Origin of the sequence: Micromonospora sp. DT15 (assembly GCF_049841475.1) — a bacterium.
Classification (GTDB): domain Bacteria; phylum Actinomycetota; class Actinomycetes; order Mycobacteriales; family Micromonosporaceae; genus Micromonospora.
Genome location: NZ_JBNCKJ010000009.1, coordinates 106,582 through 123,328, shown reverse-complemented (window position 1 = coordinate 123,328; position 16,747 = coordinate 106,582). Strand labels below are relative to the sequence as shown.

The window sequence follows — 16,747 nt, the reverse complement described above, 5'->3', positions numbered from 1 at the left end:
TGACGTCATCCAACATCCAATGCGAGCAGGTCGTCTTCGGTTTCCCGCCGGACGATCAGACGCGCCTGGCCGTCGCGCACGGCGACCACCGGTGGCCGGGGCACATGGTTGTAGTTGCTGGCCATGCTTCGGCAGTACGCACCGGTGCCGGGCACTGCGACAAGATCTCCGGGCTGCACGTCGGCGGGCAGGAATTCATCCTTCACCACGATGTCCCCGGACTCACAGTGCTTTCCCACCACGCGGGCGAGCAACGGCTGCGCTGTCGAGGCCCGCGAGGCCAGCGTCGCCGAGTAGGACGCGTCGTAGAGGGCGGTGCGGATGTTGTCGCTCATCCCACCGTCGACGCTGACGTACGTCCGGAGGCCGTCGAGGTCCTTGACCGTGCCGACCTCGTAGAGGGTGAACACGGACGGGCCGACGATGGCCCGGCCCGGCTCGATCGACAGGTGCGGCACCGCCAGATTTTCCGCCGCGCACTCCGAATCGACGATCTTGCGAAGCCGCTTGGCCAGATCCTGCGGTGTCGCCGGGTCGTCCTGGGTGGTGTACGCGATACCGAAGCCGCCGCCCAGGTCCAGCTCGGGCAGCTCCACCCCGCGCGCGTCGCGGATCTGCGCCTGGAGGGCGAGCACCCGACGGGCCGAGACCTCGAAGCCACTGGCGTCGAAGATCTGCGAGCCGATGTGCGAGTGCAGGCCGCGCAGCTCCAGCACGCCCTCATCGAGGATCTTGAACGCGGCCGTCGCCGCGGCACCGCCAGCGAGGGAGAAGCCGAACTTCTGGTCCTCGTGGGCGGTGGCGATGAACTCGTGGGTGTGCGCCTCGACGCCCACGGTGACCCGGACCAGCACCCGGGGCCGGACCCCGCGCTCGCGGGCCAGCGTGGTGAGCCGGTCGATCTCGGTGAACGAGTCGACGATGATGCGGCCCACACCGGCGTCCAGCGCGCGACCCAGCTCGGCGACCGACTTGTTGTTGCCGTGGAAGCCGATCCGCTCCGGCGGCATTCCCGCCGACAGGGCGGTGGCCAGCTCGCCGCCGGTGCAGACGTCGAGGAACAGCCCCTCCTCGGCGATCATCCGGACCACCGCCCGGCAGAGGAACGCCTTGCCCGCGTAGAAGATGTCCTCGGTCGGGAAGGCCGCCCGGAAGTCGCGGCAGCGCGAGCGCAGGTCGGCCTCGTCGAGGACGTACACCGGGGTGCCGAACTCGGCCGCGATGTCGCGGACGCTGAGGCCCGCGACGGCGACCGCGCCGTCCGCGCCGCGCGTCACGCTGCGCGGCCACAGCGCCGGCATCAGGGCGTTGACGTCCTCCGGGGTACGCAGCCAGGCCGGCCCCTGCTTGCTGATGTCCGCGTGCAGCGCACCAGCCTCATGAGCCCGCATCTCACATCCTCTCGGGAGCGGAGACGCCGAGCAGGTGCAGGCCGTTGGCGATCACCGTGCGGGTGGCGTTGTTGAGCCACAGCCGGGCACGGTGCAGGTCGCTGACCTCCTCGTCGCCCAGCGGCAGCACCCGGCAGTTGTCGTAGAACCGGTGGTAGGAGGCAGCGACGCTCTCCTCCAGGTAACGGGCCACCCGGTGCGGCTCCCGCAGCTCCGCGGCCGTGGCCACCACAGCGGGGAACTCGGCGAGCGCCTTGAGCAGCTCGTTCTCCTTCTCGTGGTCGAGCAGCTCGGGACGGAATGCGTCCCCGTCGCCCGGGACCAGCCCCACCTCGGCGGCGTTGCGGGCCACGCCCGCGGTTCGGGCCGCCACGTACTGCACGTAGTAGACCGGGTTGTCGCGGGTCGCCCGGGTCCACAGCTCGATGTCGATGTCGATCGGGGAGTCGCTGGAGTAGCGGGCCAACGCATACCGGGAGGCGTCCACGCCGATCGCCTCGACCAGGTCCTCCAGGGTGATCACCGTGCCGGCCCGCTTGCTCATCCGCATCGGGGCGCCGTCGCGCAGCAGGTTGACCAGCTGCCCGATGAGGATCTCCAGGTTGCGCTCCGGGTCGTCACCGAAGCAGGCGGCCATCGCCTTCATCCGGCCGATGTAGCCGTGGTGGTCGGCTCCCAGCATGATCACGACCCGCTCGAAGCCGCGCTCGCGCTTGTCGAGGTAGTAGGCGCAGTCCGCGGCGAAGTACGTCCACTCGCCGTTGGACTTGCGCAGCACCCGGTCCTTGTCGTCGCCGAAGTCGGTGGTGCGCAGCCAGGTGGCGCCCTCCGACTCGTAGAGGTGCCCCTGCGCGCGCAGCCGGTTCAGCGCCAGGTCGAGCTCACCCCGATCGTGCAGGTCCTTCTCGTTGAAGTAGGTGTCGAACTCCACCCCGAAGTCACGCAGCGAGGAGCGGATCTCGTCGAACATCAACGCGACGCCCTCGACCCGGAAGACCTCCTGGGCGGCGTCGTCGTCGAGCGAGGACACCTCCGGCCGGCGGGCCTGCACCTCGGCGGCGATCTCGGCGATGTACGCCCCGCCGTAGCCGTCCTCCGGCGCCGGCTCGCCCTTGGCGGCGGCGAGCAGCGACCTGGCGAACCTGTCGATCTGCGAACCGGCGTCGTTGAAGTAGTACTCCGTCCCGACGTCGGCGCCGGTGGCCCGCAGCAGCCGGCTCAGCGCGTCACCGACGGCCGCCCAACGGACCCCGCCGATGTGCACCGGCCCGGTCGGGTTGGCCGAGACGAACTCCAGGTTGATCTTCTCGCCGGCGAGCCGGTCGCTGCGGCCGTACTCCGCGCCGGCCTCGACGATCACCCGGGCGAGCTGACCGGCCGCAGCTGCGTCGAGCCGGATGTTCAGGAACCCCGGCCCGGCGATTTCGACCGATTTGACACCCGGCGCCCGGCCCAGCTCGTCGGCCAGGGCGGTCGCCAGCTCCCGGGGCGGGACGCCCACCTTCTTGCTCAACTGCAGCGCGAGCGTCGAGGCGTAGTCGCCGTGCTCGGGGTTGCGCGGTCGCTCCACCACAGTGCTCGCCGGCAACGCGCCGCGGTCGAGCCCACGCTGCTCGAAGACGGCGTGGGCGGCGGCAAGGACGACCGAGGCTAGTTCTGCAGGAGTCACCCTGCCATGTTATCGGGGGTAGACTCGGGCACTCGGCGGCTCCCCTGCGCGTCTACCGGCCCGCCACTCCCCTGACCGACCGACTTGACGAGGCACGATGAGCATCAGCACCCCAGGTGGCCCTGAGCGCCGCCCGACCGTGGTCAGCACCGGCAAGAAGCCGGCCGCAGGCCGGCCGGCGTCCGGCGCCAAGGCCAGTTCCGGCAAGCCGACGGGCAAGCCGGCAGGCTCCCCCCGGGCCGGTGGAAAGGGCCCGCGCAAGCCGGTCACACCGGTCAAGGTGAGCCAGGGCCGCGCCTGGGGTCCGATCGCGCTCTTCGTCGCGGTGGGCGTGCTCGCGGCCGGCATCATCGGCTACGGCGCCTGGGCGTCGTTCCAGGGCGCCAAGCCGTGGGACAAGCGGGCCAACGCCATCGACGGCATCACCAACATCCGCAAGTCCGACCCGGACAGCCTGAAGTACGAGTCGCACAAGTCGGGCCCGCTGACCTGGAACTACTCGCCGCCGGTGGGTGGGGCGCACAACGCCGCCTGGCAGAACTGCATGGGCGACGTGTACGACGCCCCGATCGCCAGCGAGCACGCGGTGCACAGCCTGGAGCACGGCGCGGTGTGGATCACCTACCGCCCGGACCTGCCCAAGGACCAGGTCGACAAGCTCGCCGGCAAGGTGCGCGGCGTCGAGAAGATGCTGATGAGCCCGTACGAGGGCCTGGACAAGCCGATCTCGCTTCAGGCCTGGGGCTACCAGCTCAAGGTCGACAACGCCGACGACTCGCGGATCGACGAGTTCATCAAGGACCTGCGGGTGAACGCCTCCGTCGAGGGCCCGACGGCGCTCTGCAACACCGGCATCACCGCCACCGGCACCACGCCGCGTGAGCTCCAGCAGCAGCCCACCCAGTAAGGACGGCAATGACCGCTCCGGCAACCACCGACAGCGAGTACGACGAGACCCCGGCCGCCCCGGACGAGGGCGGCCGGGCTCCGGCATCGCGCTACGGCGTGCTGGCGCTCGCCATCATGCTGGTGGTGGGGCTCCTCCTCGGGTACGCGGGCGGTCTGCTCACCCCACGGATCACCCGACCCGGTGACGCCTCGGTCGAGGCGGGCTTCGCCCGGGACATGACGACCCACCACGCGCAGGCGGTGGAGATGAGCCTGATCGCGTACCGGTCGGCGACCCTCCCCGAGGTGCGGCAGATCGCCGTCGACATCGCCACCGGGCAGCAGGGCGAGATCGGCGCGATGCAGACCTGGCTGCGCGAGTGGGGCCTCAGCCCTACCGCGTCGAACCCGCCGATGTCGTGGATGTCCGACGGGGCCACCGTCAAGGACGGTCTGATGCCGGGCATGGCCACGCCGCAGCAGATGACCGCCCTGCGCAACGCTCAGGGCATCGAGGTCGACAGGCAGTTCCTGACCCTGATGTACGACCACCACCTGGGCGGCATCCACATGATCGACGCGGCGCTCGACGAGACCGACAACGCCGAGGTCGTGCGGGTGGCCCAGACCATGAAGAACACCCAGCAGAGCGAGCTGAACAACCTCCGGCAGCTCCAGGCGCAGGCCAAGGGCTGACCGACCGGACGGGCGCAACGGCCCGCGTCCCCGCCGATCCGTGGCGGTGACGCGGGCCGCATCATGTGTCCCGCCCACACCGACCCCGCCCGGCCTTGATCGACTCGGGTTGCAGGAAACCGCGCCGTCCATGCGACCGAGACGCCCCGAGTTCCACGAACGCGAGTCGATCAAGGAGGCCAGACCCGCCGCGTATGACCTGAACACCCCTCTCGTACCTTCTGGGCGTTTTGCGTGGCACAGGCGATTACGTTGCTTAGAGAGTTTTCTCCCCACATATCGTGACCAGTTGCGATTCGGGCTCGTTGCCCAAGACGTGGGGGTTGCACTCAGAGACGCACGGCGTTCGGTCACCAGTTGGTGCCGACGCCACACCATCGGTGGTGACGGGGCGGTGGCAGCCGTCCGTCGCGGACAGCGGCAGGGCGAGCCGGGAATGCTCAGCCGCGAACAGGAACTCGAGTTGATCGACATGCTGCGGGGCGTCCATCCCGACGAGTTCGGCCTGGACGAGGAGTTGTGGACACGGCAGAGCCTGACCACGCTCATCCAGCGGCGCTTCGAGCTGCCGCTGGACACCGGCGCGGTCGGGGCGTACCTGCGGGCCTGGGGGTTGGGTCCGCGGGAACCGCGGGAGCGTGCCTGCGGGCTCTGCGTCAGCGCCGTGGAGCGCTGGGTCCGCAGCGAGTACCCGGGGATCACCCGGGCCGCCCAGGAGCACCTCGCGGAGGTCTACTGGATCGGCCGGGTCCGGCTGCGCGGCACGATGCCGGCCGCCGACGTGATCTCCGCTGTCTCGTCCCGCGGTCGGGTGCGCTTCATGATCACTACGCCGACGGTGGACCCGCCGCTCCCCCGCGACTTCGTGCTGCGGCTCAGTGGCGAGGAGGAGCGCACCGTCCACCTGATCGTGGACGGCTCCTGGCCACGCAACGAGTGGCCGCGCCGGCTCCCCCGGCGAATAGTCCTGCACCCGCTACCCAGTTGCGGGCGGGCGGTAGCTGCGGCCTGAGCACCGGGTGAGCCGGTTGCCGACACGATCGGCTCACCCGATACCGATTCGGCGTACGCAGAGGAGGTTTGCTAGTCTTCTCCAGTCGCTGAGCCCCCGTAGCTCAGGGGATAGAGCACCGCCCTCCGGAGGCGGGGGCGCAGGTTCGAATCCTGCCGGGGGCACCAGGAAAAGTTTCACACGACACTGCCGGGCGCAGGGGGATACAGCCTCCACGCGCCCGGTTTTGCGTTTCCACTCGCCGAAGCCCGCAGCGGGCCACCCGGGTGGACGTGAGCCCCGCCGCCCCGACGAGGGCACGCGAACCCGCAAGATCCCTGATGTCGTCATGCTGTTTCTCGGGCTGCTCCTCGCCGCGCTGGGCGGAGCCGCCACCGCGGCGATCCTCACCGTACGTGGGCTCGGCGCGATGCTCAGGAAAGGCGAACGCTCCCGGCTGGGTTGGTAGCGGGCGGCGGCGCTTCTCGCCGGTGCGGGCGCCGTCGCCATGTACGCGTGGGGTCTGCTTGGGACGGGCCGCGTCGGCGTAGCGGCGGGCGAGTCCCGCGAAGGCGGCCTTGAGCTCGACCGGACCGATCACCTCGATGTCCGCGTCGAACCTGCCGAGCGCGGCTGCGAGGCCGACCCAGGACCAGGAGCCCTGTGCGAGCCTGCAGCGGTCGGGGCCGAGTTCTTCGACAAGCCCGTCGCGGCTGTACGCGGCGACGACGGCGGCGGGAAGGTCGATGATGACCTCACCAACGCAGGGCCACGCTGAGCTGTCGGTGGAACCTCGGAAGCGGCCCGTGACGTACGTGGCCACGTCTCCCATGGGTAGTTGTCGTGGGGTGAAGCGTGGTCCGGTCGGGGTACGCGGGCTGACCCGGTCACAGCGGAAGGTTCGCCAGTCGTCCCGGTCGAGGTCCCAGGCGACGAGATACCAGCGCCCTTTCAGGTGACGAGGTGGTGGGGCTCCACGCGGCGAGGCGTCGCGTCGGTGGCGGCGCTCGTCGAGGCGTAGTCGAAGCGCAGAACCTCGCGGGCGTTGACGGCCGCGCCGATGGCTGTCAGCACGGCGCGGTCGACCGGGGAGTCCGGCCCGGTGGTGGGTTGTCCGACGGCGGTGACCTGGAGAGCGTCGATGCGGTGCCGCAGTCGGCTGGGCATGACCTGCCGCATGGTGTTCGGGCCTGGAGGAGCAAGAGCAGCGACAGCAGCCTCGCGGAGGTCGTGGCCATGCATCCGAGTCTGCCCCAGGTAGCGGACACAGCCTGACCGCTACCCCTGCCATCGTCGGCGTTGCACCCGGTGCACCAGCCACGGGTCGTCACACGAGGAGCGGCAATGAGCATCAACACCGTCGCGCACATCAACCTTCGGGGCAACGCGCGGGCCGCCCTCGATTTCTACCGGTCCGTCTTCGGCGGGGACCTCGCCGCGGTGACCTACGCCGACGCCCACAACGTGCAGAGCCCGGACGAGGCCGACCAGGTCATGTGGGGTCAGGTCACGTCCGCCGAGGGCTTCCAGATCATGGCGTACGACGTGCCGTCGGCGCGGCCGTGGAGCCAGGGCGAGAGCCCGTTCTTCGTCTCGGTCCGGGGCAGCGACGCAGACGAGATCACCGGCTACTGGAAGAGGCTGAGCGAGGGCTCGACCGTCCTGGTCGACCTGGCGCCCGCCGGCTGGGCTCCCCTCTACGGCATGCTCACCGACCCGTTCGGCGTCACCTGGGTGCTCGACGTCGCCGTCGGGTACAAGCCTGCCTGACCAGAAGGAGCAGCCCACCGCCGATCACGAGGGATCGGCGGTGGGCTGCGGTGCCGCTCAGCGCGCCTCGGCCGGCACCAACCTCAGGTGCGTCCCGGGTGTCGTACCCGCGTCCGGGCCGCCGGAGTCCGAGCGGCGCTCGCGGCGTTTGAGCCACTGGTCGATCACGAGGTTTCCGACGAGTCCGGCAGCGCCCCAGATAGCGATGACCAGCAGATTCTGCCCGACGCCGACGCCGTCGAAGTACCGCAGCGATCGGGCGATGTCGACCGCCGCGGGCAACGGCAGCACGTCCTGGAGGGGGCGGAACACCTCGGGGACCAGGTACACCGACATGCCACCGCCGGAGGCGGGTACGCCGGCCATCATCAGCACCACCATCATCGGGATGATGCCCGCCAGGCCGACGGTACGGGTGAGCACTCCGGTGGCCAGGGAGACCGAGAAGATGGTCAGAGCGCCGTAGGCGATCGTCTCCAGGGCGTTGCCGCTGATCGCGCCGATGAGGACGTCGAAGAGGAACCACAGCCAGACGGACATGCCGATCGCCCAGCCGCCCAGCAGCGGCAGGAACTGGCGCAGGCGGCGCACGTGCGGGGCACCGCCGCGCAGGACGGCCAGGAACAGGAACCCGGCCATGATCCAGGACATGCCGACGTACATGCTGTTGCTGCCGCCGGTGTCGGTCTCGCTCAGGGGTTGCACGTCGGTGAGCGTCAGCGGGAGGCCCTGGGCCGCGGTGATCGGCTGGAAGATCGCGCGGATCGCGGACTGTTGGCTGGCGTTGGCGGCGGACGCCGAGTACAGCGTCGCCGGAGTGTCCGGTGCCGACGGCAGGACGAAGGCGGCCACCACGTCGCGGGACTGGATCTGCTCGGTGGCTTCGGCAACCGTGTCGGCGACGGTGACGTCGAGGATGCCGTCGAGCTGCGCGTTGAGACCGGCAGCGGTCTGCTGAGCCTGCCCAGGGGCAGCGGCGACCACGACGACCGGGATGTCGTGCGGTTGCGGTTTGTGCATGGAGAACCCCATGGCACCCACGACGACCACGAGGATGGCCAGCGGGAAGCCCGCTGCGGCCACGTACCGGAATCGCTTGGAGCGCGGCGGCCCGCCGGCCAGAGCGGGGGCCTTCGCGTCGGGGTCGGTGATCGGCGGGACGCCGGGGATCATGTTCCCGCTCGCGCTGCGCTCCTTGAGCAGGCAGAGCGCGAGGGCGGCCACGATCCACACAGCCAGGACGATCAGGTGGGTGCCCAGACCGTTGCCGTCGAAGTACAGGACCGAGCGCAGCGCCTCACCGGCCGCCGGGAGCGGCAGCACGCCATGGAGGAACTGGAAGAACCCGGGCATGTTGTGCACGGACAGGGCCAGGTTCGACGCGGGCATGCCGAACACGACCCAGAGCAGCATGCCGGGCAGCACCGCGAGGGGCCCGATCAGCTTGGAGAGCAGCAGCTGGGCCAGGCCGACGGCTGCGGTGGCGAGCATGCCGACGCCGAGGAAGGTGGGGTAGTGGCCGTCGACGGCACCCACGACGGGCCCGAGGATGAGCCAGATGATCGAGCTCGTGAGCGCGGACCAGCCGGCCAGCACGGGCAGGAACCGTCGCAGCCGCAGCAGGTGGGGGACGCCCATCACCATGATGCTCAGTGGCACGTAACCGGCCAGCATCATGCCCATCGCCGCGAACAGGACCGCGATGCCGGCCGAGTCACCCGCGGGTAGCGGTGCGACGTCCTCGGTGGTGGCCTGCAAGCTGTTCTGGAAGACCACGGGCGCGAGCAACTGCTGAACGGTGGCGTTCTGCGAGGCTCCGGCCGCCGAGGCGGTGAGAATCGTCGCGTTGGCGCTGCCGTCGGTGGGCAGGACGAGCGCGCCGGCGGCTTCCTGGTCGTGCATCAGGTCGACGGCGTCGTCGCGGGTGGTCACCAGCGTGGCCTCGGTGCTGTCGCCCGAGTTGAGCCCGTCGACGAGGGCCTGCGCCGTGGCGCCGCTGCCGACGACCGCTACCGGCATGTCCCGGGGGTGCGGGGAGTGCATGGTCGACATGTAGGTCGCGAACATCATCGTGACCATGAGGAACGGCATCACGAACAGGGCGACCATTCGGATGATCTGTTCCTTGCGGTCCGCGCCGGGCGGGCGGCCGTCCACCACGTCGGCAGCCTCGATCACGGCTTCGGTATCCATGCACGCTCCAGCTCATATTTGTACGCCAAGTGACTTACAAACTGTAGGCGGCGGATGCCGGGAGCGGGAATCCGGCTAGGTTGACCTGAGTCACATCCGGGCGAGGACACGAGGGGGCCGGTCATGAGGCGGTCCGAGGCGGCCCGCACCGCGCTGCTCGACGCGGCGGAGCGGCTGTTCGCCGAGTCCGGAGTCGCCGAGGTCTCCGACCGCAGGGTGGCTGAAGCGGCCGGCAACACCAACCATTCAGCAGTGCGCTACTACTTCGGCGGGCGCGAGGGCCTGCTCAAGGCACTGATGGCCCGCCACGTGCACGACGTGGCGCAAGTGCGCGCCGGCATGCCCCCAACCGAGGACTCCGTCCTCGGCGACATACGCGGTCTCGTGGCACCGAGCATGCGCGTCCTCGACCAGCTACCACGCCCGAGCTGGCGGGCCCGGTTCCTCGATCACGTGCTGCACAACCCCGCCACTGAGCCGTTCATGCGGGAAGCCCAGGACACCACGCCACAGGCACTACAGCTGCGGGCCTCACTGGCCGCGCGACTACGGCACCTCGACCCGGACGTGGTCGCCGGTCGGGCGCGCCTGATCACCCGCATCGTCAGCACCGCGACAGCCGAGGTCGAGGCACTCGCCGAACGCAACGGAGAAGACCCCCGATGGCCCGAGGTCGGCGACTTCCTCGTCGACGCCATCACCGGAATGCTCAGCGCCCCCATCAGCCGGCCACGCCGAGCGGAGCGCTGATCGCCGTCCACTGGCTCACCTGCCGACGTACGCCGCCAGGTGCTCGCCGGTGAGGGTGGAGCGGCCGGCGACGAGGTCCGTCGGTGTGCCCTCGAAGACGATCCGGCCGCCGTCGTGGCCGGCGCCGGGGCCGATATCGATGATCCAGTCGGCGTGCGCCATGACCGCCTGGTGGTGCTCGATGACGATCACCGACTTGCCGGCGTCGACCAGGCGGTCGAGCAGGCCGAGCAGTTGCTCGACGTCGGCCAGGTGCAGGCCGGTGGTCGGCTCGTCGAGGACGTAGACGCCGCCCTTCTCAGCCATGTGGGTGGCCAGTTTGAGCCGTTGCCGCTCACCGCCGGAGAGAGTCGTGAGCGGCTGCCCCAGGCTCAGGTAGCCGAGCCCGACGTCGGCGAGCCGCTCGAGGATGGCGTGCGCTGCCGGCGTACGCGCCTCGCCGGCGCCGAAGAACTTCTCGGCCTCCGTCACCGACATCGCGAGCACCTCGCTGATGTCCCGGCCGCCGAAGCGGTATTCCAGCACCGACGCCTGGAACCGCTTGCCCTCGCAGTCCTCGCAGGGTGCGGCGACGCCCGCCATCATCCCCAGGTCGGTGTAGATGACGCCGGCACCGTTGCAGCTCGGGCAGGCGCCCTCGGAGTTGGCGCTGAACAGCGCCGGCTTCACCCCGTTGGCCTTCGCGAACGCCTTGCGGATCGGGTCGAGCAACCCGGTGTAGGTGGCCGGGTTGCTGCGCCGTGAGCCGCGAATCGCGCCCTGGTCGATCGAGACCACGCCCGCGCCGGCCGGGATCGAGGAGTGCACCAGCGAACTCTTGCCGGAGCCGGCGACGCCGGTCACGACGACGAGCACCCCGAGGGGTAAGTCGACGTCCACGTCCTGGAGGTTGTTGGCAGTGGCGCCGCGGATCTCCAGCTTGCCGGTGGGCGTCCGCACCGTCTCCTTGAGGGCCGCCCGGTCGTCGAGGTGCCGGCCGGTGATGGTGCCGCTGGTCCGCAGACCTTCCACCGTGCCCTCGTAGCAGACGGTCCCGCCCTCCGTGCCTGCGCCGGGCCCGAGGTCGACGACGTGGTCGGCGATGGCGATGGCCTCCGGCTTGTGCTCCACGACCAGCACTGTGTTGCCCTTGTCGCGCAGCTGGAGCAGCAGCTCGTTCATCCGTTGGATGTCGTGCGGGTGCAGCCCGATCGTCGGCTCGTCGAAGACGTAGGTGACGTCGGTGAGCGAGGAGCCGAGATGGCGGATCATCTTGGTGCGCTGGGCCTCGCCGCCGGAGAGGGTGCCCGACGGTCGATCGAGGGACAGGTAGCCCAGCCCGATCTCCTCGAACGAGTCGAGGAGGTGTTGCAGGCCGGCCAGCAACGGGGCCACCGACGGCTCGTCGATCCCGCGGACCCAGTCGGCCAGGTCGCTGATCTGCATCGCGCACGCGTCGGCGATGTTCCTGCCCTTGATCTTCGACGACCGGGCCTCCTTGCTGAGCCGGGTGCCGGCACACTCGGGGCAGGTCGTGAACGTCACCGCGCGCTCCACGAACGCGCGGATGTGCGGCTGCAGGGCGTCGATGTCCTTGGCGAGGAAGGACTTCTGGATCGACGGGATGAGGCCCGCGTACGTCAGGTTGATGCCGTCGATTTTGATCTTGGTTGGCTCCCGGTGGAGCAGGTCGTGCAGCTCCCGCTTGGTGAACTTGGCGATCGGCTTGTCCGGGTCGAAGTAGCCGCAGCCCCGGAAGATCCGGCCGTACCAGCCCTCCATGCTGTAACCCGGGATGGTGATCGCGCCCTCGTTGAGCGAGAGGTTGTCGTCGTAGAGCGCCGACAGGTCGATGTCGGTCACCGCACCCATGCCCTCGCACCGTGGGCACATGCCGCCGAGACGGTTGAAGGTCGCCTTCTCGGTCTTCGTCTTGCCGGCGCCGCGATCGACGGTGATCGCCCCGGTCGCCTTCACCGAGGGAACATTGAAGGAGTACGCGTTGGGCGAGCCGATGTGCGGCTGCCCGAGCCGGCTGAACAGGATGCGCAGCATCGCGTTGGCGTCGGTGGCGGTGCCGACGGTGGAGCGGGAGTTGGCACCCAACCGCTCCTGGTCCACGATGATCGCCGTGGTCAGGCCATCCAGCAGGTCGACCTCGGGCCGCGCCAACGTCGGCATGAAGCCCTGCACGAAGGCGCTGTAGGTCTCGTTGATCATCCGCTGCGACTCGGCCGCGATGGTGCCGAACACCAGCGAGCTCTTGCCGGAGCCGGAGACACCGGTGAACACCGTCAGCCGCCGCTTCGGGATCTCGACGCTGACGTCCTTGAGGTTGTTCACCCGCGCGCCCTGCACCCGGATCAGGTCGTGGCTGTCGGCAACGTGCGGCGCGGACGGCTGGGTGGCCGTGCTCATCGTGTCTCCATCTGTCGGGCGCGCAGGAATCAGCGCACTTCCTGGATGCGGATCATGTTGCCCGCCGGGTCCCGGAAGGCACAGTCGCGCACGCCGTACGGCTGCTCGGTCGGCTCCTGGACGACCTCGGCGTCGCTGGCCTCCAACTTGGCGAAGGTGGCGTCGAGGTCGGTGGTGGCCAGGTTGACACCGAAGTAGCTGCCCTTGGCCATCAGCTCAAGGATGGTCTGCCGCTCGTCGTCGGTGATGCCGGGGTTGGCGGCCGGCGGGTGCAGGACGATGGCGGTGCTGGGTTGGCCGACCGGCCCGACCGTGATCCACCGCATCCCCTCGTACCCGACGTCGAGGCGGACCTCGAAGCCGAGGATGTCGCGGTAGAAGGCCAGCGAGGCCTCCGGGTCGGTGTGCGGCAGGAAGCTCGAGTGAATGGTGATGTCCATGCTGGTCACGCTAGTTGCGGCTCGGCGACCCGCGCTTCTCGATTCCTGACCGGTCTGGTCACCTGCTTCGCCACGCACGACGGCATCCCGGCCGTCGCCTGCGCCGCCTGCCGCCGGTAGACGCTGGGCGGCACGCCCACCAGCTCGGTGAAGCGGGTGCTGAAGGTGCCCAACGACGAGCAACCAACAGCGAAACAGACGTCGGTGACGCTCAGGTCGCCACGGCGCAACAGGGCCATTGCCCGCTCGATCCGCCGGGTCATGAGGTAGCTGTAGGGAGATTCGCCATAGGCGAGCCGGAACTCACGGCTGAGGTGCCCGGCCGACATGTGCGCGCCACGGGCGAGCGCCTCGACGTCCAACGGAGACGCGTACTCCCGGTCGATCCGGTCGCGGACCCGGCGCAGCCGCGCCAGGTCGGCCAGTCGCTGGGTCGCGTCGGATTTGCTGCTCACCTGCGAAATCGTGCCACAACCCACCGACAATCCGCCGCTCGCCGGGCGGGGGCCGGCGGGCCGGTCAGCCGGCCTCGCGGCGGGCGCGGGCCCGGCGCTTCCCCTCGTGCATGGCCTGCACCCGGGCGACCGGGATGGTCCGGCCCTCGGCGACCAGGTCGGCGGGGAGCAGTTGCGGGGCCGGCATCAGCGCGGCCCACGGGTCGCCGTCGGCGAGCAGTGCGGGCGCGGTCCGGATGGTGAAGTCGGCGGGGGTCACCTCGGTCAGGTCCGCCCAGTCGACCGGGAACGAGACCGGCATTCCGGGGCGCAACCGGGGGCTGTACGCGGCGGCCACCGTCGCCCCGCCCGCCCGGGTGGCGTCCACGAAGACCCGGCCGCCCCGGTCCTCCTTGATGTACGCGGTGGTGGCCAGCGCCGGGTCGAGCCGCTCGGCGCGGACGGCGAGCGCCCGGGTGGCGGCGGCCAGCTCCTCGGCCGTTGGTTCGTCGGTCACCGGAACGAAGACGTGCACGCCCTTGGCGCCGCTGGTCTTGACCGCACCGGCCAGGCCGGCGTCGGCGAGCGCCTGACGGACCAGCAGGGCGGCGTCGACCGCCGCGCGGAACCCGTCGCCGTCCGGCGGGTCCAGGTCGAGGATCAGGTGGGTCGGGCGATGCAGATCCGCCACGGTGGCCAGCGTCGGGTGGTACTCCACCGCCCGCTGGTTGGCGAACCAGAGCAGGGTGCGGCGGTCGTCGCAGAGGGCGTACGAGATCTCCCGGTGCGACGCCTCCGCCCAGACCGGCGCCCGGCGGACCCAGTCCGGGGTGTAGCGGGGCAGGTTCTTCTGCATGAACGGCGGCTGGCCGGGGCGGACCCTGATCACCGACAGCGGCCGGCCCCGCAGCTGCGGGAGGATCCGGTCCCGGACCGCGTCGAGGTAGTCGACCAGGTCACGCTTCGTCGCGTCGTCCCGGTCGGACAGCGGCTGGTCCAGGTTGGTCAGGGCCACGCCGTCCCGGGTCTCGTCAGCCTTGCTCACCCGACCACCCTCCCGGCCGCACCGCCGTCGGTCAACTGGACGCGGCGCTTCGCTACGGATCGATTCCGGCACCCACCCCGGCCGACTCCGACGGGTCGGCCGCCGACGACGGCCGGGCCGGGCGTCGGGGCAGTGTGGTCAGCGCCACCAGCCACGCGGCGACCACGAGACCCACGGCCACGGCGAACGCCGTCCGGTAGCCGCCGGCGAGCGCGGCGGTCTCGGCCCAGCCGGCGGCCCGCAGCCCGTCGGTGCGGGTGGCGGCAACTGTGGCCAGCGCGGCCAGGCCGACCGCTCCGCCTACCTGTTGGGTGGTGTTGACCAGGCCGGAGGCGAGCCCGGCGTCGGTGTCGGTCGCGCCGGCCATGGCCGCCGTGGTGACCGCCGGCAGGGTCAGGCCGCCGGCCACCCCAAAGATCAACATCGCGGGGAGTACGTCAGCGACGTAGGCGCCGTCGGCGGGCAGCCGGGCGAGCAGGAGGAAGCCGACGCTCGCCAGGCCGAGCCCGACCAGCAGGACCATCCGGGCACCGAAGCGGGCGATCAGCCGACCGGCCAGGCCGAGCGAGACGACGGCGATCACGACCGGGGTGGGCAGGAAGGCCCAGCCGGTCGCGGCGGCATCCAACCCCAGCACCAGTTGCAGCTCCACGGCGAGCAGGAACTGGAACCCGAAGTACGCGCAGACCATGAGGAACTGCACGGCGTTCGCCGCCACCAGGCCCGGGACGCGCAGCACCCGGGACGGCACGAGCGGGGCCGCCGCCACCCGTTGGCGCAGCGCGAACCCGCCGAGCAGCAGCACCGCGAGGGCCACCGCGCCGAGCGTCCGGGGGCTGGTCCAGCCGTGCTCGCCCGTTCCGACGATGCCCAACACGGCGGCCATCAGACCGGCGGTGGCGAGCAGCGCGCCGGGCAGGTCCAGGCCGGCGCGCAGGCCGATCCCTCCTTCGGACGGCAGCCGGCGGAGGGACGCGATGAGGATGACCGTCCCGATCGGCACGTTGACAAGGAAGATGGTCCGCCATCCGGCGGCCTCGGTGAGCACCCCTCCGGCGACCGTGCCGACCGACGCACCGGCCGCGCCGGTGAAGCTGAAGACGGCGATGGCGCGGGCCCGCTCGGCCGCTTCGGGGTAGAGCCGGACGATCATGCCGAGGCTGACCGCCATGGCCAGAGCGCCGCCGACGCCCTGCCCGAACCGCGCGCCCACCAGCAGGGCCGGCCCGGTGGCGACCGCGCAGGCCAGCGAGGCGACCGTGAACATCGCGACGCCGGCCAGGAAGACCCTGCGGCGGCCCAGCAGATCTCCGAGCCGGCCGGCGAGCAGCAGCAGCCCGCCGAACGCGACCAGGTAGGCGTTCACCACCCAGGCCAGGCCGGTGGCGCTGAAGCCCAGGTCGCGTTGGATGGCGGGAAGCGCCACAGCGACGACGGTGCCATCCAGGATGATCATCAGGCTGCCGGCGCAGAGCACCAGCAGCGCCGGCCAGCGGGATGGGACGACACGTTCCACGGAACCCCTCCTTGGTGCACGGTTTGTTACCGAGGTCATCGTCTGTGACCATTAACCGCGGCGGAAGGAGGCACTTTGATGTCCCAGAGGAACAGCGATGTGTCCGCGCTGGTCAAGGCCGAGCTGACCTGCTCGGCCGAGAACGTGCCGTTCACCCCGGGCCAGGCTCGCGCGTGCACAGTCCGCGAGGTGCTCGACCGGGTCGGCGGCAAGTGGAGCATCGGCATCCTGGTGGCCGCCTCGCACGGCCCGGTGCGCTTCACCGAACTGGAGCGGCACATCGAGGGGATCAGCCGGCGGATGCTCACGCTGACGCTGCGCAACCTGGAGCGGGACGGCCTGCTGCACCGCACCGTCTACCCGACCGTCCCGCCCAAGGTCGAGTACACGGCCACCCCGATGGCGCTGGAGCTCTACGAGTCGCTGGTCGCGCTGACCAGTTGGGCCGAGCGGCATCGGCGGGCCATCGCCGAGGCCCGGACCAGGTACGACACCCAGCACGCCTGAGCAAACCCGCCAGGAGTGTGGTGAACGCCACCGCTTCCATCTGACCGATCGGTCAGGGTC

At 70.5% G+C, this 16,747-nt stretch carries 15 protein-coding genes, 1 tRNA gene and 1 pseudogene; 7 read left to right on the top strand and 10 right to left on the bottom strand.

Annotation, left to right across the window (positions count from 1 at the left end; genetic code table 11):
- Window positions 1-5: 5 nt before the first annotated feature.
- On the bottom strand, window positions 6-1,391 hold the full coding sequence (gene lysA, locus ACLQ3F_RS20725; protein ID WP_425850889.1) for a diaminopimelate decarboxylase: 1,386 nt from the start codon (window positions 1,389-1,391) through the stop codon (window positions 6-8).
- Window position 1,392: 1 nt separating this feature from the next.
- The gene (gene argS, locus ACLQ3F_RS20720) at window positions 1,393-3,060 is read right to left on the bottom strand and encodes an arginine--tRNA ligase (RefSeq protein ID WP_425850888.1); all 1,668 of its coding nucleotides are present in this window, start codon (window positions 3,058-3,060) and stop codon (window positions 1,393-1,395) included.
- A gap of 97 nt (window positions 3,061-3,157) precedes the next feature.
- On the opposite strand from argS, the gene ACLQ3F_RS20715 reads away from it, so the two are divergent.
- The 4 genes from ACLQ3F_RS20715 (at window position 3,158) to ACLQ3F_RS20700 (ending at window position 5,823) form a co-directional block, all read left to right on the top strand.
- Entirely contained in the window at window positions 3,158-3,967 is an 810-nt protein-coding gene (locus ACLQ3F_RS20715) for a DUF3105 domain-containing protein (protein WP_425850886.1), read from the top strand.
- A gap of 8 nt (window positions 3,968-3,975) precedes the next feature.
- Window positions 3,976-4,644, top strand: coding sequence for a DUF305 domain-containing protein (locus tag ACLQ3F_RS20710; protein WP_425850884.1), 669 nt, complete (start codon window positions 3,976-3,978; stop codon window positions 4,642-4,644).
- 316 nt (window positions 4,645-4,960) lie between these two features.
- Window positions 4,961-5,656: a winged helix-turn-helix domain-containing protein gene (locus ACLQ3F_RS20705; protein WP_425850883.1), complete on the top strand. Its 696-nt coding sequence runs from the start codon at window positions 4,961-4,963 to the stop codon at window positions 5,654-5,656.
- Window positions 5,657-5,748: 92 nt separating this feature from the next.
- Window positions 5,749-5,823 (top strand) — tRNA-Arg (locus ACLQ3F_RS20700).
- A 419-nt stretch (window positions 5,824-6,242) separates the two neighbouring features.
- Here the strand turns inward: ACLQ3F_RS20700 and ACLQ3F_RS20695 are convergent.
- A pseudogene (locus ACLQ3F_RS20695) lies at window positions 6,243-6,590 on the bottom strand (helix-turn-helix transcriptional regulator); the annotation flags it as partial.
- Entirely contained in the window at window positions 6,587-6,802 is a 216-nt protein-coding gene (locus ACLQ3F_RS20690; RefSeq protein ID WP_425850882.1) for a hypothetical protein, read from the bottom strand. The gene ACLQ3F_RS20690 and the pseudogene ACLQ3F_RS20695, both read right to left, overlap by 4 nt.
- Window positions 6,803-6,979: 177 nt before the next feature.
- Between ACLQ3F_RS20690 and ACLQ3F_RS20685 the strand changes: the two genes are divergently transcribed.
- Window positions 6,980-7,405, top strand: a complete 426-nt coding sequence (locus tag ACLQ3F_RS20685; protein WP_425850880.1) for a VOC family protein — start codon at window positions 6,980-6,982, stop codon at window positions 7,403-7,405.
- Between the two features lie 57 nt (window positions 7,406-7,462).
- Here ACLQ3F_RS20685 and ACLQ3F_RS20680 read toward each other — a convergent pair whose 3' ends face one another.
- Window positions 7,463-9,598 (bottom strand): ABC transporter permease, encoded by a 2,136-nt coding sequence (locus tag ACLQ3F_RS20680; RefSeq protein ID WP_425850878.1) that lies wholly within the window; start codon window positions 9,596-9,598, stop codon window positions 7,463-7,465.
- Between the two features lie 123 nt (window positions 9,599-9,721).
- On the opposite strand from ACLQ3F_RS20680, the gene ACLQ3F_RS20675 reads away from it, so the two are divergent.
- Window positions 9,722-10,348: a TetR/AcrR family transcriptional regulator gene (locus ACLQ3F_RS20675; RefSeq protein WP_124855056.1), complete on the top strand. Its 627-nt coding sequence runs from the start codon at window positions 9,722-9,724 to the stop codon at window positions 10,346-10,348.
- Between the two features lie 15 nt (window positions 10,349-10,363).
- On the opposite strand, the gene ACLQ3F_RS20670 is transcribed toward ACLQ3F_RS20675, so the two are convergent.
- The 5 genes from ACLQ3F_RS20670 to ACLQ3F_RS20650 all read right to left on the bottom strand — a co-directional run bounded on the left by ACLQ3F_RS20670 (window position 10,364) and on the right by ACLQ3F_RS20650 (window position 16,180).
- Entirely contained in the window at window positions 10,364-12,745 is a 2,382-nt protein-coding gene (locus tag ACLQ3F_RS20670) for an ATP-binding cassette domain-containing protein (RefSeq protein ID WP_425850877.1), read from the bottom strand.
- A 29-nt stretch (window positions 12,746-12,774) separates the two neighbouring features.
- Window positions 12,775-13,185, bottom strand: a complete 411-nt coding sequence (locus ACLQ3F_RS20665) for a VOC family protein (protein ID WP_357195648.1) — start codon at window positions 13,183-13,185, stop codon at window positions 12,775-12,777.
- 5 nt (window positions 13,186-13,190) lie between these two features.
- Entirely contained in the window at window positions 13,191-13,640 is a 450-nt protein-coding gene (locus tag ACLQ3F_RS20660) for a helix-turn-helix transcriptional regulator (protein WP_355008093.1), read from the bottom strand.
- A gap of 64 nt (window positions 13,641-13,704) precedes the next feature.
- Entirely contained in the window at window positions 13,705-14,664 is a 960-nt protein-coding gene (locus ACLQ3F_RS20655; protein WP_425850875.1) for a DNA polymerase domain-containing protein, read from the bottom strand.
- 52 nt (window positions 14,665-14,716) lie between these two features.
- Window positions 14,717-16,180, bottom strand: a complete 1,464-nt coding sequence (locus ACLQ3F_RS20650) for an MFS transporter (protein WP_425850874.1) — start codon at window positions 16,178-16,180, stop codon at window positions 14,717-14,719.
- Between the two features lie 78 nt (window positions 16,181-16,258).
- On the opposite strand from ACLQ3F_RS20650, the gene ACLQ3F_RS20645 reads away from it, so the two are divergent.
- Window positions 16,259-16,687, top strand: a complete 429-nt coding sequence (locus tag ACLQ3F_RS20645) for a winged helix-turn-helix transcriptional regulator (RefSeq protein WP_425850872.1) — start codon at window positions 16,259-16,261, stop codon at window positions 16,685-16,687.
- The last annotated feature ends 60 nt before the right edge of the window (window positions 16,688-16,747 follow it).

Excerpts from the sequence above, each read along its gene's own strand:
- lysA (WP_425850889.1), bottom strand. The coding sequence starts at position 1,391 with ATGCGGGCTCATGAGGCTGGTGCGCTGCACGCGGACATCAGCAAGCAG.
- ACLQ3F_RS20715 (WP_425850886.1), top strand. The coding sequence starts at position 3,158 with ATGAGCATCAGCACCCCAGGTGGCCCTGAGCGCCGCCCGACCGTGGTC.
- ACLQ3F_RS20710 (WP_425850884.1), top strand. The coding sequence starts at position 3,976 with ATGACCGCTCCGGCAACCACCGACAGCGAGTACGACGAGACCCCGGCC.
- ACLQ3F_RS20690 (WP_425850882.1), bottom strand. The coding sequence starts at position 6,802 with ATGCCCAGCCGACTGCGGCACCGCATCGACGCTCTCCAGGTCACCGCC.
- ACLQ3F_RS20685 (WP_425850880.1), top strand. The coding sequence starts at position 6,980 with ATGAGCATCAACACCGTCGCGCACATCAACCTTCGGGGCAACGCGCGG.
- ACLQ3F_RS20680 (WP_425850878.1), bottom strand. The coding sequence starts at position 9,598 with ATGGATACCGAAGCCGTGATCGAGGCTGCCGACGTGGTGGACGGCCGC.
- ACLQ3F_RS20675 (WP_124855056.1), top strand. The coding sequence starts at position 9,722 with ATGAGGCGGTCCGAGGCGGCCCGCACCGCGCTGCTCGACGCGGCGGAG.
- ACLQ3F_RS20670 (WP_425850877.1), bottom strand. The coding sequence starts at position 12,745 with ATGAGCACGGCCACCCAGCCGTCCGCGCCGCACGTTGCCGACAGCCAC.
- ACLQ3F_RS20665 (WP_357195648.1), bottom strand. The coding sequence starts at position 13,185 with ATGGACATCACCATTCACTCGAGCTTCCTGCCGCACACCGACCCGGAG.
- ACLQ3F_RS20645 (WP_425850872.1), top strand. The coding sequence starts at position 16,259 with ATGTCCCAGAGGAACAGCGATGTGTCCGCGCTGGTCAAGGCCGAGCTG.